The following is a 24,098-nucleotide window of genomic DNA, read 5'->3' on the forward strand; positions in this document are numbered from 1 at the left end:
GCGAGGCTCAGTTGGCCGTGTGCGTCGGCGGCAGACCGTCGCCCGGCGCCTGGCCGTTCACCTGGTTCGGCTGCTGAACCGGCTGCTGACTGGGGGCCTGCACCTGCGGGTTCACCTGCTGGGTCGGCGCCTGGACGCCCTGGGTCAGCTCGTCGTCCTTCTTGCGACCCGGGCCGACCTCTTCTTCCCAGATCTTCTTCGACTTGCCGAGCTGCTTGACCAATGCCGGCAGCTTGGCCGAGCCGAAAAGCAAAACGACGATCGCGAGGATGACGAGCCACTCCGCGCCCTGGGGCATACCGAGTTCCGAAACCATGACGAACTCCCTCTACCGACTTCTACTCGTGGCTCAACAGTGAGCGCCGATACTACGCCCGGGCCCGCACATCTTCGGCGGTCCGTCCGGACCTGGCCTCCGACTGCGCGGCATCGAGCTTGGACTGGGCGGCGACCAACTCACGTGTCAGTGCCTTGCTTTGGCCCCACAGTTTCTTGGCGAGCAGGGCGAGGACCAGAAGCCACACCGCCAGCACGCCGAGGAACAGCAGAAACCAGTACATGTCCCCGAGCCTATCCGGTTCCCGGGCACCAACGCGGCTCGCGGGCAGTCCCAGGGCCCAACGCTCGCGGAACGTGGTCGGAACGTAATGATAAGAACTAGTGTCCCGGGTCGGGACACTTGGTATCACCAGGGAGAAACGGGGCAATTCGATGGAGCGGATCGAGGTCGGCGAGCGGCGGGCCAGGATCGGCCGGCGGCACCGGCTGGCACCCTCTTGCCAGGCGGCGGACCCCGTCCAGGCAGCCGAGTCCGTGGTGGTGCTGCACGCGACCGACCCGGCGACGGTTCACCTCTCCGTAGCCGCCAGGGTGCCTGGGAGTGAGGTCGCTGGCACAGAGCGTGCCCTGTACGACGATCGCACGCTGATCCGGATGCTCGGCATGCGGCGTACGGTCTTCGTCGCGCCGACCAAGTTCGCGCCGGTGATCCAGGCTGCTTGCACCGACGACATCGCGGTGAAACAGCGGAAACTGCTGGTCAAGCACCTCACCGAGGCGGGCATCGGCGGCGATCCGGACGCCTCCGGCAAGTGGCTGCGGGCCGTCGAGGAGTCCACCGCGACCGCCCTCACGCTGCGCGGTTCCGCCACCGCCAACGAACTCTCCGCCGACGAACCAAGGCTGCGGAGCCGCCTCGCGATGGCAGCGGGCAAGTCGTACGCCGCTCAGCCCTATGTCACCAGCCGGGTCCTCTTCCAACTGGCCGCGGAAGGCCGGATCGTCCGGGGCCGCCCGCTCGGGACCTGGCTGAGCGGCCAGCACCAGTGGGCCCCCGCCGAGAAGTGGGTGCCAGGCGGACTCGGCGACAAGTTGCCTGTGGACGACGCCCGAGCCGAGCTGGCCAAGGCCTGGTTGGGCTCGTTCGGGCCCGGGACGGCCGTGGATCTGCAGTGGTGGTCCGGCTGGACGCTGGGCCAGACGAGGAAGGCACTCAAAGCGGTCGAAGCGGTCGAGGTGGATCTGAACGGCGCGATCGGCTACGTGCTGCCAGGCGACGAGGAGCCCACCGAAGAGCTCGGACCATGGGTCGCGCTGCTGCCGGCGTTGGACCCGACACCGATGGGCTGGAAGGACCGCGACTGGTACCTGGGCGAGTACAAGCCCCAGCTCTTCGACAACACCGGCAACGTCGGCCCGACGATCTGGGTGAACGGCCGGATCGTGGGCGGCTGGGGCCAGCCCGAGTCGGGTGAGGTCCGGTTCAGGCTGCTGGAGGACGTCGGCGCCGAGGCCACCGCCGCGATCGAGATCGAGGCAGCCAAGTGGACCAGCTGGCTGGCCGGCGTACGGGTGACTCCTCGCTTCCGGTCACCCCTGGAGAAGACGCTGTCCCAGGGCTAGAGATAGTCGTCGTACGCCGAGAGTGCCTCGCGGGCGGTGGCGGCGATCTGGTCGCTCAGGTCGGCCGGTTCCAGGACGGTCGCGGAGCCGCCCAAGCGGAGTACGAGGCGTTGGAGCCAGGCCGTGTCCGCGACCCGCAGCTTCACGATCAGGGAACCCTCTGGGCCTTCGTCCACCGACTCGGTCGGGTAGTACTCCGCGACCCAGCGGGCGGGCGGAGCCAGTTGGACGGTCGCGAGCAGGTCGAACTCCGACGGCTGGAACATGCCGTTCGACAGGTCCCGAGGCGTCGCCTGCGGAGGTGGCTCGCTCGGCAGGTCCAGCACCTTGGCGCCGGCGATCCGGTCGAGGCGGAAAAGACGGACATCCTCGGCCAGCCGGCACCACGCCTCCAGGTACGTGCGGCCCTCGGACACGACCAGTCGCATCGGGTCGACGTCCCGCTCGGTGGTCTCGTCGCGGGACGGTACGTCGTACGTGAGGTGCATCCGGCGGTGCTCGGCCAGCGCGCGGTTCACCATGTCGGCGATCTCCGGCGCGGCCGGCTCCACGTGGACGTGCGCCGCGGAGCCTTCGATGGCCGCAGCGCCCTCCCCCGCGGCTCGCTCCAGCTTGGCGATCGCACGGTCGACCGCGTCCCGGTCGTGCCCGGCAGTGACCTCGCGGAGCGTACGCAGCGCGGTCAGCAGCGCCAGCGCCTCGTCCGCGGCCAGCCGCAACGGCCGGGCCAGGTAGTCCGCGTTGTTCAGATGGATGACGCCGTCGCCCTCGGCCGCGTCGATGTCGATCTCGATCAGATCGCCCATCTGCGCGCCGGGCAGCCCGCAGAACCAGAGCACCTTCAGGTCGGCGATGATCTGCTTCGGCCGGACGCCGAACTCCGCCGCGACGTCGTCCACCCGCGCGCCGTCGTTCTCCCGCAGGTACGGCACCAGCGCGAGCAGCCGCTGCACCTGGTCCCGCGCGTTACTCATACAGCCACCCCGGCGACCGTCCGCAGGCGACGCAGTACGCCGTCCAGCACGTCACCAGGTCCTTCGACAACCGCATCAGGCCCGTACGACGCGATCTCCTCGGCGAGAACCCCCGAGTCGGCGTACGGGACGTGCAGCAGGTCCCAGCCCTCCTCGTACGGCTCGATCGCGTTCGCGCGGCGACGCAGGCTGACGCACGAGCCGGTCCGGGCCCGCACCTTCGCCTCGGACGTCGGCCGCGGCGGAGCCAGCTCGGAGACCAGTGACCGCAGATCGGTGCCTTCCGGTACGACGAACGCGCCGGCCTCGCCGACCGTCTTGACGTCGCCACCGATCCGGGACATCCGGAACATCCGGGTCGCCTCCCGGTCGCGGTCGCGGCCCACGACGTACCAGCGGCCGTGCCAGGACACGATCCCCCACGGCTCGAGGGTCCGCTGGGTCGGCTCGGCCAGACCGCTGCGGCGGTGCTCGAACCGGACCACGCTGCGGCTGACCACGGCCGACCAGAGCGGGTCGAAGGCCGGCTCGGAGGCTCCGACGTGCGGCTCGATCGCGCTCAGCGCGGACTGGTCGGTCTGGATCCCGGCGGCCTTCAGCTTGAGCACAGCCGAGGTGGTCGCCTCGGCGAGGCTGGCGTGCTGCCAGACCCGGGCGGCGACACCGAGCACGGCGGCCTCGTCCGGCTCCAGGTGCACCTCGGGCAGCTCGAAGACGTCCCGGCGGATCCGGTAGCCGACGTCGTCGGAGAAGAACTTGTCGATGGTGCCCATCTCGATCGGGATGCCGAGGTCGCGCAACTCGTCCTTGTCGCGCTCGAACATCTTCTCGAAGGCGTCGTCGGTCTGCCCGGCGTAGCCCTCGACCACCTCGCGGATCCGCTCCTTGGTCACATAGGTGCGCGCGACCAGCAGGCAGATCACCAAATTGAGCAGCCGCTCACTCTTCCGCGCCGACACCCGACCACCTTACGGCGTCCATGGTGCAGGGTCGTAGCCCCGCGCCGAACAGGTGTTCTAATCGGCCGCTCCGCTCACATCTGGTCGGCCGGTTGACTACAGTCAGTCCGTGATGCGGTGGCGCGAGGGTGTAGTCAGCGAACTCGGCCGAGGGTGGCCTGGAGCGCAGGAACTGGCAGTGGTGATCGGGGACCGTGCCGTGCGGGCACTGGCCTACCCGGACCTGGTCGGGTCGCCCGCTGTGGGCGACCGGGTGCTGCTGAACGTCGGCGCGCTCGACCGTGGCCTCGGGACCGGCGGCTACGCCCTGGTGGTGGCGATCCCCGACCGGCTGCCTCCGGACCCGCCAGAGACCGGCCACCTGGTCAAGGCGCGCTATACGCCCCTGCAGTCGATGGTGCTGGGCGCTGATGAGCAGGACTCCCCCGACCACGCCGTACTGCGTGACGCCGATGACCTGTTCGGTACACCGGTCGTCGTGGCGGACCTGCACTCGGCGCTGCCCGCCGTACTGGCCGGGGTGTTCGAGGCAAGGCCCGGTACGCGGGTGGTCTACGTTATGACTGACGGCGGCGCCTTGCCTTTGGCTTTCTCGCGCACTGTGCCTGCTCTGAAGGACGCGGGCTGGCTAGGCGGGACAGTGACCGTCGGGCAGGCCTTTGGTGGAGACCGTGAGGCCGTGACCGTCCACACCGGCCTACTGACCGCAGTACACGTCCTGGCGGCTGAGGTCGTCGTGATCACGCAGGGCCCCGGCAACCTCGGCACTGGTACGCGCTGGGGCTTCTCGGGGGTGCAGTCGGGTGAGGCGGTCAACGCGATCGGCACGCTCGGCGGACGAGCCGTGGCGTCGCTGCGGATCTCCGAGGCCGATCCGCGACCTCGGCACCGGGGCATCTCGCACCACAGCCTGACGGCGTACGGGCGGGTCGCGCTGCAGCCTGCCGACGTCGTCGTACCGGACCTGGAGGGTGAATTCGGCGACCTCGTCCGGGATGCCGCCGAACCTCTCAAGGCGCGTCACCACGTAGTACGGGTGTCTGTGGACGGCCTGTACGACGCGTTGGCGGCCGCTCCGGTCAAGCTGTCGACGATGGGCCGCAACCTGGACGCCGATCGCTCGTACTTCGAGGCAGCGGCCGCCGCCGGACGGTTCGCGGCCGGGCTGGTGGACGTACCACCACCGGGTTCGGGGTCCCAGTACTCCTGATCCGCGGGCTTCCACGGCTGACAGTGGAAGCATGGCACTCAAGGAACGCATTCTCTCGATCCACGACAGCAAAAGCGGCCTGTGGCCCAGGTAACTGCCTGAGCCACAGACCGCTTACGCAGTACGGGAGATCAGTTCGACGGCGTCGCCGACGGGGTGGCCGGCTTCGGGGCCGGGAACGAGTTCAGGATGTCGATCACGGCGAACGCGTTGACCGTCTTGCCCTTGTCGTCCTTGCTGGCCGGGAGCTCGATCAGGACCCGGCTGCCGATCGGGATACCGGCGAGGCCGTCCAGCGCACCGGTCTGGCCGCTCGGGCCAGGGCCGACCTGGAGCTGATCGGTCGGGGCGCCGGGCTGCGCGGGCGCGGACGCCGAGGCCGGCGTGCCGTCCCAGGTGCTGGCCTGCTTCTTGCCGGTGTAGTCGAAGACGACGTAGCGGCCGACGATCTGGCTGGCCTTCTCGACCGGCTTGCCCTTGCCGAGCGCGAAGACGACCGGCTTGCCCGGCTTCGCCGGCGGCTTGGTCCCGGCCGGGACGGTCACCTTCGGCTCGGCGTTCAGCTCGCCGGTGACCTTGAACGGGCTGGCCACCGAGGTGACCGGCTCCGCGTCCAGCTTGGTGTCGTTCGCGGCCGAACTGACCAGGTCGACGACGAAGATCAGCGTGTCGTCGCCCTTGATACCGGCGTCGGTGTTGCCCCGCTCCTTGTAGCCCTTGTCGGCCGGGATCGACAGCAGCACGCGGCTACCGAGCTTCTTGCCGACCAGTCCTTCGTCCCAGCCGGTGATGACGCCACCGACACCGATCGGGAACGACGACGGCGCACCGCGGTCGTAGGAGTTGTCGAACACCTTGCCGTCGCGCCAGATCTGGCCGAGGTAGTTCGCGGTGAGCAGCTCGCCCTTCTTGACCTCGGCCCCGTCGCCCTCCTTGAGCACCTCGGTGACCAGGGCCTTGTCGGGGTCACCGTCGCGGTGCGTCACGGTCGGCTTCTTGCCGAACTCCTCGGTCACCTTGATCCCGGACTTGCCGAAGTCGCCTCCGGCTTTGGAATCGTCCGAGCCACAGGCGACCAGGGTGGACCCCATGGCCAGCACAGCGACCAGACTCAACAGCTTGCGCACGAAACGAGCACCTCGAAATCTCACGGCGGGGGCCCTGAGAGACCGGGCCTGCCTGGATACGGCCAGATGAACGCCGCCCACCCTAGCCTGCACGGGCAAGCGGCGGAGCACTCACCTCAGTCACCGTTCGATCACGTCACGCAGCGTCGCACAGCAGACTCCCAGCCCCCTCCCAGCAACGTCACACACTCGCGATGAGCTTCTCTACGCGCTCGTCGTGGACCCCACCACAACTCTTTCCCTTACATACTCGCGATGAGCTTCTCGACGCGCTCGTCGTGGACCCCCACCACAACTCTTTCCCTTTACATACTCGCGATGAGCTTCTCTACGCGCTCGTCGTGGGACTTGAACGGGTCCTTGCACAGCACCGTCCGCTGGGCCTGGTCGTTCAGCTTCAGGTGCACCCAGTCGACGGTGAAGTCGCGGCGACGCTCCTGAGCCCGCTTGATGAACTCGCCACGCAGCCGGGCCCGCGTCGTCTGCGGCGGCACCGACTTCGCCTCGAACACCCGCAGGTCGTCTACCACGCGAGTGACGGCACCCTTGCGCTCGAGCAGGTAATACAGCCCGCGCGGCCGGTGGATGTCGTGGTACGCCAGATCGAGCTGGGCCACCCGCGGGCTGGCCAGACCGAGGTTGTTCTGCTGGCGGTAGCGCTCGATCAGCCGGTACTTGATCACCCAGTCGATCTCGCGCTCGATCCCGGACAGGTCGCCGGACTCGATCGCCTTCAGACAGCGCTCCCACAGGTTCAGCGCCCGCTCCACCGCCGGCGTCCCGAGCTCACGACGGTCGACGAAGTCGCGCGCCTTGGTCAGGTACTCGCCTTGGATGTCGAGCGCGCTCGCCTCGCGGCCGTTGGCCAGCCGCACCTCGCGCCGCCCGGTCATGTCGTGGCTGATCTCGCGGATCGCCCGGATCGGGTTGTCCAGCGTCAGGTCGCGCATGACGATGCCGGCCTCGATCATCCGCAGTACGAGATCCGTACTGGCGACCTTGAGCAGCATCGTGGTCTCGGACATGTTCGAGTCGCCGACGATCACGTGCAGCCGGCGGAACCGCTCGGCGTCCGCGTGCGGCTCGTCGCGGGTGTTGATGATCGGGCGGGACCGCGTCGTCGCGCTGGAGACGCCTTCCCAGATGTGCTCGGCCCGCTGGCTCACGGAGTACACAGCGCCTCGCGGCGTCTGCAGCACCTTGCCGGCGCCGCAGATCAGCTGCCGGGTGACCAGGAACGGGATCAGCACGTCGGCCAGCTTGGCGAAGTCGCCGTGCCTGCTGACCAGGTAGTTCTCGTGGCAACCATAGGAGTTGCCGGCCGAGTCGGTGTTGTTCTTGAACAGGTAGACGTCGCCGAAGATGCCCTCGTCGTGCAGCCGCTTCTGGGCGTCGACGAGCAACCCTTCGAGGATCCGCTCGCCGGCCTTGTCGTGCGCGATCAGGTCGGTGACCGAATCGCACTCACCAGTCGCGTACTCCGGGTGGGAGCCCACGTCGAGATAGAGGCGGGCCCCGTTGCGGAGGAAGACGTTACTGCTCCGCCCCCAGGACACGACTCGCCGAAACAGGTACCTTGCCACCTCATCGGGGGTCAGTCGGCGCTGACCGCGAAAAGTGCAGGTGACTCCGTACTCGTTCTCCAGGCCGAAGATTCGCCGGTTCACATCCCCCACCCTACGGCGCAGCTCCGACATCCGTGCCTCGTCTCAGGCGCGCCGTTTCGTGGCGTTACCCCTTTGATGTCAACCACCCCAGGTCAGAGACCACCTCGTACGCCGTTCCGCCGCGGGGTGGATCCTCGGGTGGAGATCCGCCCGTACCGCGGACGACAGCCGCCAACCACTGCCACAGCTCTCACCGGTCGCGGCTGACATCTTCAAAGGTCTCGACGCCGGACTGCTCCATCCGGACCTGCCTGTCAGTGGAGTCGACTGGGCGACCACCATGACGCATTCGTACGTCGATGCGCCGGCTCTCCCTGGACGTCGTCCGGTCCTGCTCTACAGCCCGGGCGGCACCGACCCGCGGACTATCGGGACGTCGTTGGCCGAGGACCTGGCCAGCGATGGGTACGTGGTGGTGACGATCGATCACCCGGGTGAGACCAGCGAGGTCGACTTCGCACTTGGTCGGCCGTCATGTCACACGGCGGCCGCGTACGGCGTACGGAACTCCCCAACGCCAACCACTGGATCTTCACCGACTACGCCGCCCTGACCCCACAACTGGTCGCGGCCGGCCTCACCACCCCAGTCGCCCAACGCCACCTCACCGGCGACAGCCCGCACGCGATCCCCGCGGTACGACGGCTGGTTCGCGGGTTCTTCGACCGCTCGCTCTAGAGGTCTACGAGGTCGAGGAGTTGACCCAGTTCCTTGTGGTCGAGGTCGCGGAGTTCGCCGGTGTGGAGGTTGCCGCGGCGGACCGGGCCGATCGCCGTACGTGTGAGTCGCTTGACCGGGTGACCGATCGCGTCGAACATCCGGCGGACGATCCGGTTGCGGCCTTCGTGCAGGGTGATCTGGACGAGGGTGCGGCCGCGGATGCTGGAGATCTCCTTGACCGTGTCGGCCTGGGCCGGGCCGTCCTCGAGGTTGACGCCGTCGAGCAGCCGGCGGAGCGTTCCCAGCTTGACGTTGCCGTCGACCTCGGCGACGTACGTCTTGGAGACCTCGTACGACGGGTGGGCGAGCCGATGCGCGAACTCACCGTGGTTGGTGAGCAGCAGCAGGCCCTCGGTGTCGGTGTCGAGGCGGCCGATGTGGAACAGCCGCTCGGGGCGATCGAGCACGTAGTCGGCGACGCACGGGCGGCCCTGGGGATCCGACATCGTCGTCACCACACCACGCGGCTTGTTCAGCACCAGGTACGCGTGGTCGGTGAGCGGGGGGATGCGTTCGCCGTCGACCCGGATCACCGACACGGCAGGATCAACCCGGGTGCCGAACTCCGTCACCACGGCGCCGTCCACCTCGACCCGCCCCTGCTCGATCAGGAGTTCAGAATTCCGTCGGCTGGCGATCCCTGCCTGCGCCAGCGCCTTCTGCAGGCGGATGCCGGTCTCTTCGGTGTCACTCATCGCGATCGTTCGCCTCTGTCCCGTACTGCGAAGTGCCGCCTACCGACTCCCCGTCACCGTCGAACCCACTCGGCGCCCCCGCCGCCTCCAACTCCTCAGCAGCCTCAAGCCGCTCATCCGCAGACTCGTCATCCTCGTCAAACCCGTCGACCGCGTCTTCGGCCTCGTCGTTGGTCACCTCGGCGGTGTCCGACTCTCCATCACTCGCAGTATCGTCCGACTCGGCGGAATCACCTTCAGCAGCGTCGGAATCCGCGGGCCCACCTTCTTCATCGTTGCCATCGGCATCTTCTTCGACGGACGGGATCTCGGCAGGGTCGACGTCGGTCCCGATCTCGTCCCCGCCGGCCTCCAGCTCCTCAGCCGACTCCAACTCTTCCCCGTCCCCCGCATCCTCAGCCACCCACTCCCCCACGCCGGACTGAACGACCTCGTCGCCGGGAAGATCGCTCTCCTCGGCGTCGTCGACTATGGCGCTGGCGGTGTCGGCCTCGTCGATCTCGGCTTCGGAGTCAGTTGCCTCCGACGCATCAGTCGGCGCGGACGCCTCGGTTGGCGCAGACGCCCCGGTTGGCGCAGACGCCTCGGTTGGCTCGGCGGCCTCAGCCGACTCGCCTTCCGCCGGTGCCTGGGCGTTCTGGGCGGCGAGTTCTTCTTCCATGTCGTCCATATCGGGGAGGTAAGGCGCGAGTTCGGGCAGGTCGTCCAGGCTCTGCATGCCCATCCGTTCCAGGAAGTACGAGGTGGTCCGGTACAGGGTCGCCTGCGATTCCGTGTCCGAGCCGGCCTCCTCGACCAGGCCGCGGCTGATCAGCGTGCGCATCACGCCGTCGACGTTGACGCCACGGATCGCCGAGACCCGCGCGCGACTGACCGGCTGCTTGTACGAGACCACGGCCAGCGTCTCCAGAGCCGCCTGGGTCAATCTCGACTGCTGCCCGTCCAGGACAAAGCGTTCGACGTACTGCGCGGTGTCGGCGCGCGTGTAGAACCGCCAGCCGCCGCCGACCTCACGCAGGTCGAACCCACGTCCCTGCTCGGTGTACTCACCCGCAAGCTCGTTCAGCGCATTCGCGACGTCCCCGGTCGGGCGCCCGACGGTCCGCGCCAACGCCAGCGCCGGCAACGGCTCGTCCGTCACCATCAAAATAGCTTCCAGCGCCCGTCGCATCGTCGCGTCATCAACAACAACCTCAGCCCCCGACAACACCCCTTCGTCATCCCCGAACGGCGCACCCTCACCCTCGGCAACCACAGAGGCGGAGGCGAGGTCGATCTCGTCGCCCTCATCCTCGGCGACCGCTGAGGCGGGGTCGACCTCGCCCTCACCCTCGGCGACCGCCGAGGCGGCCGCGTCGTCGACCGCGATGTCGGGCTCGGGCTCGCGGTCGACAACCTGCTCGGTCCCGGTTACCGACTCCAGCGCATCCGCGGTCGCGGCGTCCGCTCCTTCGACCGCGCTGCCGGCGTCGGGCGTCTCCACTGCGCCTTCCTCGGTTTCCACCTCGGGCGAGGTGTCGAGGTCGGTTGTGGTTTGGTTTTCGGTCACTGGTCCACCGTCTCGTTCTGGACTGCTGTGTTCTCGGGGTCGGGCGGATCGTCGACGGTCACCGGGGTGCCGGACTCGAACCACTCCGGCGTCTCCTCCGGTACCAGCGGCGCTTCGCCTTCACCCGACTCCGCTTCCGCCACCTCGTCGAACTCGTCGCTGACATCGATCTCACCGTCGTCGGCACCGGTCCACCGGATCGTCAGCTCCCCCAACGGCGTCACTTGGTCGAACGACACCGCCGCCTCACGGAACAACTCGAGCAACGCCAAAAACCGGCAAACCGTCGTGACCGTGTCCGGCGAGTCGGCGACCAGCGCACGGAACGTAGTACTGCGTTGCCGGCGCAACCGATCCACGATCACCAGCGCCTGCTCGCGAACCGTCACAGCCGGTGCGTGCAAGTGCGCCAGCGACACCCCCTCAGGAATGATGTCCTTCGGCGCCATCGCGCGAGCAGCCAGCGCGGCAAGCCCGGCCGGATCAATCCCGAGCAGTACTTCGGGAAGCAGATCGGCGAACCGCGGCTCCATCCCGACAGCACGCGGGAAGCGCTTGGCTTCCTCCGCCATCCGCGTCTGCATCAACGCCGCGATCTGCTTGAACGCGCGGTACTGCAACAACCGCGCGAACAACAGGTCGCGCGCCTCCAGCAGCGCCAGATCCTCGTGGTCCTCGACATCGCCCTGCGGCAGCAGCCGGGCCGCCTTCAGATCCAGCAATGTCGCCGCGATCAGCAAGAACTCCGAGGTCTGGTCCAGGTCCCACTCCGACCCGAGCGCCTTGATGTGCGCGATGAAGTCGTCGGTGACCTGGGACAGCGAGATCTCGGTGATGTCGAGCTTGTGCTTGCTGATCAGCTGCAGCAACAGGTCGAACGGACCCTCGAAGTTGACCAGGTGAACGCTGAAGCCCTTGCCCTCGGCAGCCGTCGGCAGCTCCGGGTCGGTAGCGCCCGGCAGCTCGATCGGCAGTTCCGAGGTGGGGGCGTCGCTCATGACGAGGCAGGCTCCGCGGCTGACTCAGCGGCCCGCAGGCGCTGGACCAGGACCGAGTCCGGGCCGTGGTCGACGAAATCGGCCAGCAGTACGTCGATCGCCTCGCGGACGATCCGGCCGCGGTCCGCGGTCAGGCCGTGCTCGGCTCGCAACGCGAGTCTGGTCTGTTCCAGGCCGAGCAGCTCTTCCTCGGTCACGTACACGGTGATCTTCGTGTCGTGCCGGATCCGGCCACTGGACTTGCGATCCTCGACGACAGCCGTCCGGGACCGCCCGTTGGAACCGGGGCGGTCGTCGAACGACGATCCGTCAGTGGCTGTGCGCTTCTCGGGTCTGGTCTGCTGAGGTGCCGCACCCCCGAACAGCTCGCTGGCACCTGGCAGGCTCACCCGGCGGGACAACGCGCCAGCACCTCCTTGGCAAGGTCGCGGTACTGGGTAGCCGCTTGGGACGATGGCGCGTACGTCGTGATCGGCTCGCCGACGACCGTGGTCTCGGGGAACTTGACGGTACGCCGGATGACGGTGTGGAAGACACGCTCGTCGAAGGCCTGGACGACCCGGTCGAGCACCTCCCGGGCATGCGTGGTGCGGCCGTCGAACATGGTGCCGAGGATGCCGACGATCTCCAGCTTCGGGTTCAGCCGGTCCTGCACCTTGCCGATCGTGTCGGTCAGCATCGCCAGCCCGCGGAGCGCGAAGAACTCGCACTCCAGCGGTACGACGATGCCGTTGGACGCGGTCAGCGCGTTCACGGTGAGCAGGCCCAGGGACGGCGCGCAGTCGATCAGGATCACGTCGTACAGCGGGATGATCGGCTCCAGCACCCGCTGCAGCGTGTACTCGCGGGCGACCTCCTGGACCAGTTGCACCTCGGCCGCGGACAGGTCGATGTTGGCCGGCAGCAGGTCGAGGTTCTCCACCCGGGTCGCCTGGATCACCTCGGCGGGGGTGATGTCGCGCTGCATCAGCAGGTTGTAGACCGACAGCTCGAGGTCGTGCGGCTGCACGCCGAGCCCGATCGAGGCCGAGCCCTGCGGGTCGAAGTCGATCAGCAGCACCTTGCGCCCGGTCTCGGCGATCGCGGCGCCAAGGTTGATGGTCGTCGTGGTCTTGCCGACGCCACCCTTCTGGTTACACATCGCGATCACCACGGCGGGTCCGCGCCTGGTCGGCGGCTTCACCTCCGGCAGATCGGGAAGCGGCCGTCCGGTCGGTCCGATCTTGTTCCTCGGCCCGTGCGGGTCATTCACAGGTGCCATGTCCTCCGCGGTGAGCTTGGCCGTCGGCCGGGGCATCTCCGCATAGTTGCTGGGTGGGGTGACGGCCCGTACCGGTGCCGGAGGCGCGGCGGGTGCGGGCTGGCTCGGGGCCTGTTCTGCTGGCGTGGCGGGCGCCGGGTCCGGGGTCGACGGGATCGGCTCCATCGACGGCGGCAGGTGCTGGGTGCCCGGGAATGTCGACTCGTTCATGACTCGTCAAACCTTTCAACCGATACGGGCGATCCCAGCGACTGTAAGCGTGCATTCAAGCACTCTCAACCAGCCACTCCGCAGCGGGGTCGGTCGGCCTTCCGGACGCGGCCGATCACACCGCCAGAATGACCAACCGTGACCGAATGATTGCACACCGCTTCGTACTACGCCCTTTCGGGTCCCCTCGCCGCGGCAACGACGGTCAGGTCGAAGAACAGCTCCAGCCAGCTCGCGTGCCGCTCTTCCGCCGTCGCCGGTGCCTTCGCCACCCGCGCCACGGTAGGCGCGCGGTCCGATCAGCCGGAGAGGGCGCGCGGATGCGAGGTCGCGTAGACCTCGCGGAGCTTGTCGACCGTGACGAGTGTGTAGACCTGCGTAGTGGTGACGGAGGCGTGGCCGAGCAGTTCCTGGACCACCCGCACGTCGGCGCCGCCGTCGAGCAGATGCGTGGCGAACGAGTGCCGGAGCGTGTGCGGCGAGATCTCCTTGGCGATCCCGGCCCGCTCGGCCGCGCGCCGCAGTACGGTCCAGGCGCTTTGCCGGGAGAGCCGGCCGCCGCGGGCGTTCAGGAACAACGCGTGCGAGCCGCGACCCCGGCCGACCAGATCGGGACGACCGCGGACCTGATACGCCGAGAGCGCGACGCGGGCGTAGGAGCCGACCGGTACGACGCGCTCCTTGCTGCCCTTGCCGCGGAGCAGAACCGTGCCGGTCTCCAGGTCGACCTCGTCCACGTCGAGACCGACCGCCTCCGAGATGCGCGCGCCCGTTCCGTAGAGGAACTCCAGCAACGCGGCGTCACGGGTCGCCAGTACTGCGGGCTCCGCCTCGGCGCCGGCCGCGGCGGTCAGGATCCGGCTGATCTCGTCCACGGAAAGGGCCTTCGGCAACCGTTGCGGCGGAGTCGGCGGCTTCACCGCGGCGGCTGGGTCGACCGCGGTCAGACCCTCGCGCAGGCAGAACTTGTGGAACCCGCGAACGGCGACCACGGTCCGCCCGGCACTCGACGCGGTCAGCGGCGGATGATCGGCGTCGCCCTCGCGCAGCCGCATCAGGAAGTCGCCGATGACGGTCTCGGTGACGCGACCCAGGCTGTCGATCCCGGTGCTGCCGAGATACCCGTCGTACCGGCGCAGGTCCCGCCGGTACGACGCCAGGGTGTTGGCGGCCAGCCCGCGTTCGACCGTCAGATGGTCGAGATACGAACTGACCGCCCTACCCACCTCACTGCTCATGCGGGACAGTCTTGCCGATTCAGACCAGGACCTCGTCGAGCTTCAGCTGGTCCAGGCCGTGTGCCTCGGCGACCGGGCCGTAGGTGACGTGGCCGTCGAAGGTGTTCAGGCCGAGCGCGAGGCTGTGGTCGTTCTTCAGCGCCTCCCGCCATCCCAGGTTCGCCAGCTCCACGGCGTACGGAAGGGTCACGTTGGTGAGCGCGTACGTCGAGGTGTTCGGCACCGCGCCAGGCATGTTGGCGACGCAGTAGAACAGCGAGTTGTGCACCTTGTAGACCGGGTCGGCGTGCGTGGTCGGGTGCGAGTCCTCGAAGCAGCCGCCCTGGTCGATGGCGATGTCGACGAGCACGCTGCCCGGCTTCATCTGCCTCACCAGGTCGTTGCTGACCAGCTTCGGCGCCTTCGCCCCGGTGACCAGGACCGCACCGATGACCAGGTCGGCCTCGAGGACGGCGCGCTCGATCTCGAAGGCGTTCGAGGCGACCGTCCGCAGGTGACCCTGGTACGTCCGGTCGGCGTCGCGGAGGCGGGCGATGTTGCGGTCGAACAGCTGCACCTCGGCCTGCATGCCGAGCGCGATCGCCGCCGCGTTCATCCCGGCGACACCGGCGCCGATGACGACCACGCGAGCCGCGTGCACGCCGGAGACGCCACCCATCAGGACGCCGCGGCCGCCGCCGTTGGCCATCAGGTGGTACGAGCCCGCCTGCGGCGCCAGCCGGCCCGCGACCTCGCTCATCGGGGCGAGCAGCGGGAGCGATCCGTCCGGAAGCTGGACCGTCTCGTACGCGATCCCGGTGATGCCGGACCTCGTCAGCGCCGTGGTGGTCTCGGGGCTGGCGGCCAGGTGCAGGTAGGTGAACAGCACCTGGTCCTTGCGCATCCGGTGGTACTCCTCCGGCACCGGCTCCTTGACCTTCAGCACCAGCTCGGCGTCGGCCCAGACGTCATCGGCCGTCGGCACGATCCGCGCACCGGCCGCGACGAACTCCTCATCGGGGAGCAGCGAACCGCTGCCGGCGCCCTGCTCGATCAGAACCTCGTGCCCGTTGCGCACGAACTCGTGCACACCGGCCGGGGTGATCGCCACCCGGTACTCGTGGTTCTTGACTTCCTTCGGAACTCCGACCTTCACAACTTGCCCTTCTTCCGTTTCCAGGGTGTGCGGCTCACCTCGCTGTGGTCCGCGGCCCGGCCGTTACGAGGGGTTGGGAACGCCAGGTCGATGCCGAGTGTAAGCCCGCGAGGTTCATACCACCCGACCGGTTGGTCTTGTCCGGTCCCGACGCGCCAACGACTGGCACGGCAGTCCGGTTACACTCTCGTAAGACGTCGTGGCACGACGTGAGGTTGGCACCCGGATCCACGCTCTGGAAGGCCCCTCGGCGCGTTCGCGCATTATTGACGCAAATCTTTCCTTCGCCTTAACCAGTGCTTTGCACAAGGCAGCACAAGTGCTTTGCACAAGGCAGTACCCGTGCTTTGCACAAGGCAGTACCCGTGCTTTGCACAAGGCAGCACCAGTGCTTTGCACTCCCGGGAGAGCTCTGTCCTGGAGACCTTCCGGTACCCCATCCTGAAACGATCGGGGAGGACGTCCGATGTCCGAAGAGGCAGCGGTGGCCCGGCGATCCGGATCCCGTCGATTGCCGCGCATCGCTGAACCTGGCATCGTTGCCGGTCGGGTGCTGCTCCGCCGGTGAGTTTGAGCACTTGCCCGGCCTGGGCGGATCATTGCCCTCGCAACGATCGTTGACGTACCTGCGGGGGCGTCAGGGATGCTTGCCTATGTCGCCTTTCTCCGCCCGGCGAATTTCCGGCGCGGGGGAATGACCGGCCCTCCGCCCAGGGTTGCCATGAACGGAAGTTCTTGACGAGAGGGGTAGGACGTGGCGGTCGATCTGGGACGCGTCGGGGTCTGGCACCAGACCCACAAATGGGGGCCCGAGCTCGCGGTCGGACTCGAGCAACTCGGCTACGGCACGCTCTGGCTGGGCGCTTCGCCGACGGCCGACCTGCGGGACGCCGAAGTACTGCTGGCCGCGACGAGTTCGGTTGTCGTCGGCACCAGCATCGTGAACGCGTGGAAAGCCGACGCGGCGACGGTGGCGGAGTCGTACCACCGGCTGGAGGAGGAGTCCCCCGGGCGCTTCATGCTCGGCGTGGGGATCGGCCACCGCGAGCAAACAGGCGAGTACAAGGCGCCGTACGAGACGCTTGTCGACTATCTCGACACGCTCGACGACGGCAAGGTCCCGATGGAACGGCGGATGCTCGCGGCACTCGGCCCGCGCGTACTCAAGTTGTCAGCTGCCCGTACTGCGGGCGCAGTGCCGTACCTGACGACGCCGGAGCACACTCGTCAGGCGCGATCGACGCTCGGCGACGGAGTACTGCTGGTGCCGGAGCAGAAGGTCGTGCTGGAGACCGACAAGGAGATCGCGCGCGCAGTCGCACGCGACTACCTGGCGACCTACTTCAAGCTGTCGAACTACGTGACCAACCTGAAGCGCCTCGGCTACACCGACGACGACCTCGCCGACGGCGGCAGCGACGACCTGGTCGACGCACTGGTCCTCCACGGCACCGCGGTCGAGATCGCCGACGGCCTCACCGCCCACCTGGAAGCCGGCGCCGACCAGATCGCCATCCAGCAAATCGGCAAGGAAGGCCCCGACCTGCTCCCCGGCTACGAAGCCCTGGCCGCCGTATTGCTCTAGTTTTCCTGCTTCGCCTTCAGCGCAGGGTGAAGTCGGCGAAGTCGAACCCGGGCGAGACGATGCAGGAGACCAGCACCGGCTGGTCTCCTGCCGGCCTCGCCGCCTGCCACGCACCCGCCGGTACGACGACCTGCGGCTGCTGCCCGCCTTTCACATCCGGCCCCAGCGTGACCGGCTCGGCCTCACCTGGCTCATCACCGGTTCCCCCGAGATCGAGCGTCAACGGCCCACCCGAGTGCCACAACCAGATCTCGGCCGACCGCACCCGATGCCACCGCGACTCCTCCCCCGGCGCGAGCATGAAGTAGATCGCCGTAGCACTGGCCCGCTCCCCGCCGTACCCCGCAGGCTCGAACGCCACCTCCGACCGCCACGTCTCCCGAAACCACCCACCCTCGGGATGCGCCACCAGCCCGAGCACCTCAGCCAACTCCGGCCGCTCCACCTCATCAGTAGCCATACCCGAACGCTACCGACACGCCCCCACGCATCTCGTCCTCGACGGACACCCGGTAGTACGCCCCTACTCCGGGACCTGGAACCCGCCGATCCTCTGCTCGAGCAGTTCGGCCAGCCGCAGCGGGGTGCGGTCCTCGAACATCGGACCGATGAGCTGCACTCCCACCGGCAGGCCCTCGGGGGACCTGCCCGCCGGTACGGCGGTGGCGGGCAGGCCGGGCATGGTCGCCAGACCGGCCCAGACGAGCTGGTCGAAGTACGGGTACTCGACGCCGTCGATGTCGATCCGGCGTTCCAGCAGATTCGGGTGGTGGTCGTGCGGGAACGCGGGAGTCGGCGTGATCGGACACACCACGGCATCGAACTCGGCGAAAAGCTGGCGCCAGCCGTGGCGGTGGAGTTCGCGACGGTTGTTCGCCTCGATCCAGTCGAGGTGGCTGAACACCATGCCGCGCAGCCGCGCCGCATCGAGACTCTGGTCGTCCGGGCTCAGTCCGGCGACGCTGGCCCGCAGCTGCTCGTGCGCTTCGACGGGAAAACGTGCAACGGTGCCCGAAACCAGCAACTGCATGTAGAGCGTCGCGGCTTCGATCAGATCGGGCAGCAACCGACTGTGCCGTTCGACGCGGGCGCCGCCGGCGACGAGCGCGTCGGCCACTCGGTTCACGCCCGCCCGCACAGCGGACCCGGTCGGAATGAGCGGATGCTCGTCGAGGACCAAGACCCGGAAGCCGGACAGCCGCTCGTGACGCGCGGGCGGCAGCGTCACGTCGTGCGCGACGCCGAGCGTCAGCGGGTCCGGCCCGGCCATGACGTCGAGCAGCAGCGTGAGGTCGCGGGCGGTGCGCGCCATCGGCCCGACGACAGCGAGGTCGAGATCGACCGGCAATGCCGGCGCGGGCGGCGGGACCATTCCGCGGTTCGCCGCCAGCCCGAGCGTCGGCTTGTGCGCGTAGACACCGCAGAAATGCGCGGGCGTGCGCAACGAACCGCCGATGTCGGAGCCGATGGACAGCGCGCCGAATCCGGACGCAAGGGCCGCCGCTGATCCGCCGGAGGATCCACCCGGGGTGCGATCGTGATCCCACGGGTTGTTGGTGGTGCCGTAGATCTCGTTGAAGCTCTGCAAATCTTGCAGCCCCAACGGCACATTGGTCTTACCGAGCACCACCGCGCCGGCGGCCTTCAATCGCGCCACCGCTACCGCGTCCTCGGCCGGCACATAGTTCGCGTAGTGCGGCATGCCCCAGGTCGTGGGCAGCCCGGCCATGTTGTAGGACTCTTTGACCGTCACCGGAATACCGAGCAGCGGCCCGTCCTCGCCGCGGGCGCGCGCCTGGTCGGCACGGCGCGCGCCGTGCCGCGCATGGTCGAAGTCCGGCACACAGATTGCGTTGATCACCTTGTCGTCGCGCTCGATCCGGGCGATCGCCTCGTCGGTCAGTTCCACCGAGGTCACCTCGCCGGCACGCAACGCGGTAGCGATTTCTTCGGCCGATCGAAAAATGTATTCCATGAATCGACGCTATCGACCTGCCACAGCAGCCACGAAATGCTGCTTCACGCAACGGGAAAGCCGAATAGGCACAGTGTCAGCAGTGGGCCAACTCCATTGACATAGGCCATGAAATGACGCTTCGCGCAACTGCAGGTCAGTGCAATGTAGTGGCGTAGCCGGGGCGGACTGGGCAGAGTTCGGGGTATGAGTGATGTTGAGTTGCCGTCCGACTACCACCGCAGGCTTCCGTATGGGGAGCGGGTGGCGGTGGAACCCCTGCTGGAGGATCCGTTCTTTCCGTTCGAGGGTGAGATCCAGGTGGCGCCGCTGGCCGAGCCGGTGGTGCCTGAGCCGCCTCGGGTCGGTGAAGCCGGCGGAAAGCCCTGTATGACCTGCGCCGATCCCGAGCACAGTGCGATGTGGGGCGACGAGCAGTGGGTGCTCAAGGGCGGGTTCCAGACCGGGCTGCAGATGGTGGCGTTGCTGGTGCCGCGGGAGCATTACCGGCTCGACAATCTGCCGCCTGAGCTGACGGCGACGCTCGGTCCGATGATTCAGCGCGTGGCCGGGGCGATCCGCCGGATCGAAGGGGTCGGCCGGACCCACTTCAACCGCTGGGGCGACGGCAGCGAGCACTTCCACATCTGGTTCCTCGCCCGCCCGCTCGGCATGATGCAGCTCCGCGGCGCGATGATCGCCGCCTGGGACGACATCCTCCCCGCGATGCCCGACGCGGAAGCCCGGTCCAACGCTCGCACCGTCGCCTACGCCTTGGCCGAGATCTCCGGAACCCCACTGGGCATCGCCGCCGGCTGACTCCCGCCGCACCGTCTCCGAGGCCAACGCGGGTCTATCGTCGGCAGGGTGATCAATGGCGCGCACGTCATCATCTACAGCCAGGACGCCGAGGCCGACCGGGCCTTCCTCAAGGACGTGCTCGGGTATCGGCACGTCGACGCCGGCCACGGCTGGCTGATCTTCAAGCTGCCGCCGGCCGAGGTCGCCGTCCACCCGACCGGCGACGCGGAGTCGCACGAGTTGTTCCTGATGTGCGACGACCTCGAGCAGACGGTCGCGGAGCTGACCGCGAGCGGTGTCGAGTTCGTTCGTCCGGTCGAGGACCAGCGCTGGGGCATCCTGACCTCGATCCGCCTCCCCGGCGGCGGCGAACTCGGCCTCTACCAGCCGCGCCACCCACCGGCGTACGACCTCTGACCCACCAACCTTCGCCGAGCTCTGACCACCAGGCCTTCGAGCTCTGGCCAACCTCCGACTGCCAGGCCTTCGAGCTCTGGCCAACCTCCGGCTGCCAGGCCTTCGAGCTCTGACCGTCGGCGCCGCGACTGCGGCCGGTCCCTCTGTGGTCAGCAGTAGTTGCGGAACGTGCAGGAACCCTTGACGCGCCGTGACGGCGTCGGCTATTTATTGCTGACAACGATGTCACGCCGCCCGTGACCCCGTCACTGCGCTTTGCGTAGCGACGTTGTCTCGACGTCGAAGGTGGGGAACCCCCGTGAAGAACCGCAGCAGCCGCCGTGCGACCGCAGTACTCGCCGGATCGGTGATCTCAGCCCTTGCCCTGGCCGCCACCGCGCAAGCCGGCCCCGGCCCGGCACCACCCGGCGCAGCTCCAGGTCAGCATCAACCAACGACAGCGACACCTCTGGATCCGACCCTGCGCAACCTCAAGGCGCCTGATTCCGCCGGGCAGAGCAGTATCACCACCAGCTCCGCCGATCCGACCGAGCAGGTCGACCCGCTGATCGGGACGACCAACGCCGGCAACGTCTTCCCGGGCGCGGTCACCCCGTTCGGGATGTTCTCGTTCAGCCCCGAGACCAGCCGCGGCAACGCCTACCGCACGGCCGCGCCCGGCGGCTACCTGTACTCCGCCCCGAAGATCCGCGGCTTCAGCCTGACCCACATGTCGGGCACGGGCTGTGCCGGCGGCTCGGGCGACATCCCCATCCTCCCGTACGCCGGTGACGTCACCTCGTCGCCGCAGGCGGACGCCAAGGACGAGGTCTACGCGAGCACGTTCTCGCACGCGAACGAGATCGCCAAGCCCGGGTACTACAAGGTCGGCCTCGACTCCGGTGCCTCCGCCGAACTCGCCGCGACCACCAGGACCGGCTCGGCCAAGTTCACCTTCCCGCAGGACAAGCCGGCGACGGTCATGTTCCGTACGTCGAACTCCGAGGTCGGCTCCAGCGACGCGCAGGTGTCGATCGACCCGGCCAGGCAGACTGTCACCGGCTCCGTGACGAGCGGCAACTTCTGCGGGTACCTCGCGTCGGTCGGCCAGCGGAGCTACTACACGCTGCACTTCGTCGCCGAGTTCGACCAGCCGTTCGCGAAGACCGGCACCTGGCAGGACACCACCGTCACTCCCGGATCAACCAGCGCACACGGCGGTACGACGTACGGGACCGACGGGTGGATGCCTGCGAACAAGGGCTCCGGCGGGTACGTCGGGTTCGACGCCAAGACGGTCAACATGCGCATCGGCATCTCGTATGTCAGCGAGGCCAACGCTGCTGCCAACCTGAAGGCCGAGAACCCACGTGGCACCTCACTGGACAAGACAGCGTCACGTGCGAAGCAGGCCTGGCGTGATCAGCTCAACAGCATCGAGATCGGCGGTGGCACGGCCGACCGGCGCACCACCTTCTACACCGCGCTCTACCACGCGCTGCTGCACCCGAACGTGTTCAGCGACGTCAACGGCCAGTACTGGGGCTTCGACCAGAAGCCACACCGCGTGCAGCACGGACAGACTGCGCAGTACGCGACCTTCTCGGGCTGGGACGTCTACAGGTCGCAGCTGCAACTCCTGACCCTGCTGGAACCACGCAAGGCCGGTGACATCGCGCAGTCGTTGCTCAACCAAGCCCAGCAGAACAACGGCATCTGGGACCGTTGGACGCACGCCTCCGGCAGTACTGCGGTCATGACAGGCGACCCGTCCGCCCCTGCCGTTGCAGGTATCTACGCCTTCGGCGGTACGAACTTCGACGCCCGTACTGCGCTGAAGTCGTTGGTCAAAGCCGCCACTGTCCCGACCGAGAAGGACCTCAGCTCGGCAGGCAAGCCGGTGATGTCGATCGGCCAGCGCCCGTCGCTCGACAAGTACCTGGCGCTGCACTACCTCCCCACCAAGTCAAACGCCTGGGGCGGTGCCGTCGAGACGCTGGAGGACACCACTGACGACTTCGCGCTCGCTCAACTCGCTGCGCGGGTCGGGGACAAGTCGACGTACGACCAGTTCCTCAGGCGGTCGCAGTACTGGCAGAACGTGTTCAACCCCGAGAACGGCGGCTACATCCAGAACCGCGACGACAACGGCGCCTGGCCCGGGTTCGACCCGGCGACCGGCGACGGCTTCGCGGAGGGCAGCAGCGCGCAGTACACGTGGATGATTCCACACAACCGCGCCGGGCTGTTCGATGCGATGGGCGGTACCGCGAAGGCGGCCGATCGGCTGGACGCGTTCTTCAAGGATGCCGACGGCAACTGGGCACTGACGGGTTCCGGCGACCTGCACGCCGAGATGGACAACGAGCCGTCCATCAACACGCCCTGGATCTACAACTACGTCGGGCAGCCGTACAAGACGCAGGAGACGCTGCGGCAGGCGATGACCCAGCTGTGGAACACCACGACCGGTGGCATCCCTGGCAATGACGACCTGGGCGCCATGTCGTCCTGGTTCGTGTGGACCGCGCTTGGGCTCTACCCGGACGTACCTAGTCGTGCGGACCTGCAGGTAGGTGCGCCCCTGTTTCCGAGCGCAGTGATCCACCGCGACAAGGGCCGCACGATCCGGATCAACGCTGCGGGCGCCCCGGCGACGTACGTCCAATCGCTGAAGGTGGACGGACGTAGTACGAGCAAGGCATGGCTGTCCGAGTCGTTCGCCAACCGGGGCGGCACGCTCGACTTCAAGCTCGGCACTACGGCCAACACGGCTTGGGGCGCCGCTGCTGCCGATGCACCGCCCTCCTGGCGGACTGGTGAGATCCCGTTCCAGACCGCTACCGACAAAAGCCGAGTAGTCGTTGCCCCCGGCACCACTAGCGAACCGGTCACGATCAAGGCGCACCGGTTGAGTGGGGACGCCAGTACCGTGCAGTACTCGGTCACAACCCCCGCCGGCCTTACTGCGTCTCCTGCAAGTGGTTCCTTCACAGTGGATCAGGCCAGTGGCGTCGGTGGAGCTCCAGTACGAATCAGTGCGGCTGCTGGTACTCCGGACGGCCGCTACCAGGTGACCGTTGCACTTAAGGCAGGAGACGGTACTGCGCTCCCCCGGCTCGGGTTCACGGTCGTTGTCGGCCTGCCGAACACCTTCTCCGTACTACGCGAAGGTGTAGCCGCTTCTGATGACGCTGGCGATCACAACGAGGCGGACTACGACGGTGGTGGAGTCAGCTACTCGCGGCAGGCTCTTACAGCCGCAGGACTCGCGCCGGGCGGCACTGTCACCAAGGACGGCCTCACACTCACCTGGCCGGACGTACCGGTCGGTGATCCCGACAACGTGCCGGCCGACGGGCAACTGCTCAACCTGGACCTCCCTGCCGGCGCCACCAAGCTGTCGTTCGTCGGCAGCGCGGTGAACGGCAACCAGCAGACGACAGCCACGTTGATGTACTCCGACGGGAGCACCGCCCCGATCGACCTGTCCTTCAGCGACTGGACCTTGGGTGGCGGCGGCGACACCGTCCACTACGGCAACCTGGTCCTCGCGACCACGCCGTACCGGAATGAAGCAGGTGGCGGCCGCGACAACGTAGCCACCAACATCTTCGCCACAGCACCAGTGACCTTCCCGGCGGGCAAGGCGCCGGTTAGCGTGACGCTGCCGAAGAACCGCGACCTGCGGATCTTCACGCTGGCCACCGGCTGATC

22 protein-coding genes are annotated in these 24,098 nt (G+C 68.0%); 7 read left to right on the forward strand and 15 right to left on the reverse strand.

Annotated elements, in window-relative coordinates; genetic code table 11:
* Nucleotides 1-7 precede the first annotated feature (7 nt).
* Nucleotides 8-316 (reverse strand): twin-arginine translocase TatA/TatE family subunit, encoded by a 309-nt coding sequence (locus F1D05_RS08010; RefSeq protein WP_185446683.1) that lies wholly within the window; start codon nt 314-316, stop codon nt 8-10.
* Between the two features lie 52 nt (nt 317-368).
* Nucleotides 369-560, reverse strand: a complete 192-nt coding sequence (locus tag F1D05_RS08015; RefSeq protein WP_185446684.1) for a hypothetical protein — start codon at nt 558-560, stop codon at nt 369-371.
* 151 nt (nt 561-711) lie between these two features.
* Here F1D05_RS08015 and F1D05_RS08020 point away from each other — a divergent pair, with 151 nt between their 5' ends.
* A complete protein-coding gene (locus tag F1D05_RS08020) occupies nt 712-1,902 on the forward strand; it encodes a winged helix DNA-binding domain-containing protein (RefSeq protein WP_185446685.1) in 1,191 nt (396 codons plus the stop codon).
* Here F1D05_RS08020 and F1D05_RS08025 read toward each other — a convergent pair.
* Both F1D05_RS08025 and F1D05_RS08030 read right to left on the reverse strand, forming a co-directional pair.
* Nucleotides 1,899-2,876 carry a helix-turn-helix transcriptional regulator gene (locus F1D05_RS08025; protein WP_185446686.1) on the reverse strand — a complete coding sequence of 326 codons (978 nt, stop codon included), beginning with the start codon at nt 2,874-2,876 and terminating at the stop codon, nt 1,899-1,901. The genes F1D05_RS08020 and F1D05_RS08025 overlap by 4 nt on opposite strands.
* Complete coding sequence (locus tag F1D05_RS08030; protein WP_185446687.1) at nt 2,873-3,835, reverse strand: helix-turn-helix transcriptional regulator; 963 nt, start codon at nt 3,833-3,835, stop codon at nt 2,873-2,875. The genes F1D05_RS08025 and F1D05_RS08030 overlap by 4 nt, the downstream gene beginning before the upstream one ends.
* Before the next feature lie 112 nt (nt 3,836-3,947).
* On the opposite strand from F1D05_RS08030, the gene F1D05_RS08035 reads away from it, so the two are divergent.
* Nucleotides 3,948-5,045 (forward strand): DUF3866 family protein, encoded by a 1,098-nt coding sequence (locus F1D05_RS08035; protein ID WP_206686320.1) that lies wholly within the window; start codon nt 3,948-3,950, stop codon nt 5,043-5,045.
* A 131-nt stretch (nt 5,046-5,176) separates the two neighbouring features.
* Here F1D05_RS08035 and F1D05_RS08040 read toward each other — a convergent pair whose 3' ends face one another.
* Both F1D05_RS08040 and pafA read right to left on the reverse strand, forming a co-directional pair.
* A complete protein-coding gene (locus F1D05_RS08040) occupies nt 5,177-6,172 on the reverse strand; it encodes an FKBP-type peptidyl-prolyl cis-trans isomerase (RefSeq protein ID WP_185446689.1) in 996 nt (331 codons plus the stop codon).
* Between the two features lie 305 nt (nt 6,173-6,477).
* Nucleotides 6,478-7,839, reverse strand: coding sequence for a Pup--protein ligase (gene pafA, locus F1D05_RS08045; RefSeq protein WP_020386528.1), 1,362 nt, complete (start codon nt 7,837-7,839; stop codon nt 6,478-6,480).
* Nucleotides 7,840-8,313: 474 nt separating this feature from the next.
* On the opposite strand from pafA, the gene F1D05_RS08050 reads away from it, so the two are divergent.
* Entirely contained in the window at nt 8,314-8,517 is a 204-nt protein-coding gene (locus F1D05_RS08050; RefSeq protein WP_185446690.1) for a hypothetical protein, read from the forward strand.
* Here the strand turns inward: F1D05_RS08050 and F1D05_RS08055 are convergent.
* The 7 genes from F1D05_RS08055 to ald form a co-directional block, all read right to left on the reverse strand.
* Nucleotides 8,514-9,254: a pseudouridine synthase gene (locus F1D05_RS08055; RefSeq protein ID WP_185446691.1), complete on the reverse strand. Its 741-nt coding sequence runs from the start codon at nt 9,252-9,254 to the stop codon at nt 8,514-8,516. The two genes, F1D05_RS08050 and F1D05_RS08055, sit on opposite strands and share 4 nt — an antisense overlap.
* Nucleotides 9,247-10,803 carry an SMC-Scp complex subunit ScpB gene (gene scpB / locus F1D05_RS08060; protein ID WP_246486509.1) on the reverse strand — a complete coding sequence of 519 codons (1,557 nt, stop codon included), beginning with the start codon at nt 10,801-10,803 and terminating at the stop codon, nt 9,247-9,249. Before scpB ends, F1D05_RS08055 begins: the two co-directional genes overlap by 8 nt.
* A complete protein-coding gene (locus F1D05_RS08065) occupies nt 10,800-11,801 on the reverse strand; it encodes a segregation and condensation protein A (RefSeq protein ID WP_185446692.1) in 1,002 nt (333 codons plus the stop codon). The genes scpB and F1D05_RS08065 overlap by 4 nt, the downstream gene beginning before the upstream one ends.
* Entirely contained in the window at nt 11,798-12,202 is a 405-nt protein-coding gene (locus tag F1D05_RS08070; RefSeq protein WP_185446693.1) for a hypothetical protein, read from the reverse strand. The genes F1D05_RS08065 and F1D05_RS08070 overlap by 4 nt, the downstream gene beginning before the upstream one ends.
* On the reverse strand, nt 12,187-13,062 hold the full coding sequence (locus F1D05_RS08075; RefSeq protein WP_246486840.1) for a ParA family protein: 876 nt from the start codon (nt 13,060-13,062) through the stop codon (nt 12,187-12,189). Before F1D05_RS08075 ends, F1D05_RS08070 begins: the two co-directional genes overlap by 16 nt.
* 509 nt (nt 13,063-13,571) lie before the next feature.
* Complete coding sequence (gene xerD / locus F1D05_RS08080) at nt 13,572-14,510, reverse strand: site-specific tyrosine recombinase XerD (protein ID WP_185446694.1); 939 nt, start codon at nt 14,508-14,510, stop codon at nt 13,572-13,574.
* A gap of 19 nt (nt 14,511-14,529) precedes the next feature.
* Nucleotides 14,530-15,645 carry an alanine dehydrogenase gene (gene ald / locus F1D05_RS08085; RefSeq protein ID WP_185446695.1) on the reverse strand — a complete coding sequence of 372 codons (1,116 nt, stop codon included), beginning with the start codon at nt 15,643-15,645 and terminating at the stop codon, nt 14,530-14,532.
* A 754-nt stretch (nt 15,646-16,399) separates the two neighbouring features.
* On the opposite strand from ald, the gene F1D05_RS08090 reads away from it, so the two are divergent.
* Nucleotides 16,400-17,230 carry an LLM class F420-dependent oxidoreductase gene (locus F1D05_RS08090; protein WP_185446696.1) on the forward strand — a complete coding sequence of 277 codons (831 nt, stop codon included), beginning with the start codon at nt 16,400-16,402 and terminating at the stop codon, nt 17,228-17,230.
* 16 nt (nt 17,231-17,246) lie between these two features.
* On the opposite strand, the gene F1D05_RS08095 is transcribed toward F1D05_RS08090, so the two are convergent.
* Nucleotides 17,247-17,690, reverse strand: coding sequence for a cupin domain-containing protein (locus F1D05_RS08095; RefSeq protein ID WP_185446697.1), 444 nt, complete (start codon nt 17,688-17,690; stop codon nt 17,247-17,249).
* 63 nt (nt 17,691-17,753) lie between these two features.
* Nucleotides 17,754-19,205, reverse strand: a complete 1,452-nt coding sequence (locus F1D05_RS08100) for an amidase (protein ID WP_185446698.1) — start codon at nt 19,203-19,205, stop codon at nt 17,754-17,756.
* Between the two features lie 186 nt (nt 19,206-19,391).
* Between F1D05_RS08100 and F1D05_RS08105 the strand changes: the two genes are divergently transcribed.
* From F1D05_RS08105 to F1D05_RS08115, 3 genes are all read left to right on the forward strand, one after another.
* Entirely contained in the window at nt 19,392-20,003 is a 612-nt protein-coding gene (locus tag F1D05_RS08105) for a hypothetical protein (RefSeq protein WP_185446699.1), read from the forward strand.
* Nucleotides 20,004-20,051: 48 nt separating this feature from the next.
* Entirely contained in the window at nt 20,052-20,402 is a 351-nt protein-coding gene (locus F1D05_RS08110; RefSeq protein WP_185446700.1) for a VOC family protein, read from the forward strand.
* Nucleotides 20,403-20,700: 298 nt separating this feature from the next.
* The gene (locus F1D05_RS08115; protein ID WP_246486510.1) at nt 20,701-24,096 is read left to right on the forward strand and encodes a GH92 family glycosyl hydrolase; all 3,396 of its coding nucleotides are present in this window, start codon (nt 20,701-20,703) and stop codon (nt 24,094-24,096) included.
* The last annotated feature ends 2 nt before the right edge of the window (nt 24,097-24,098 follow it).

The organism is Kribbella qitaiheensis (assembly GCF_014217565.1).
Taxonomy (GTDB): Bacteria; Actinomycetota; Actinomycetes; order Propionibacteriales; family Kribbellaceae; genus Kribbella; species Kribbella qitaiheensis_A.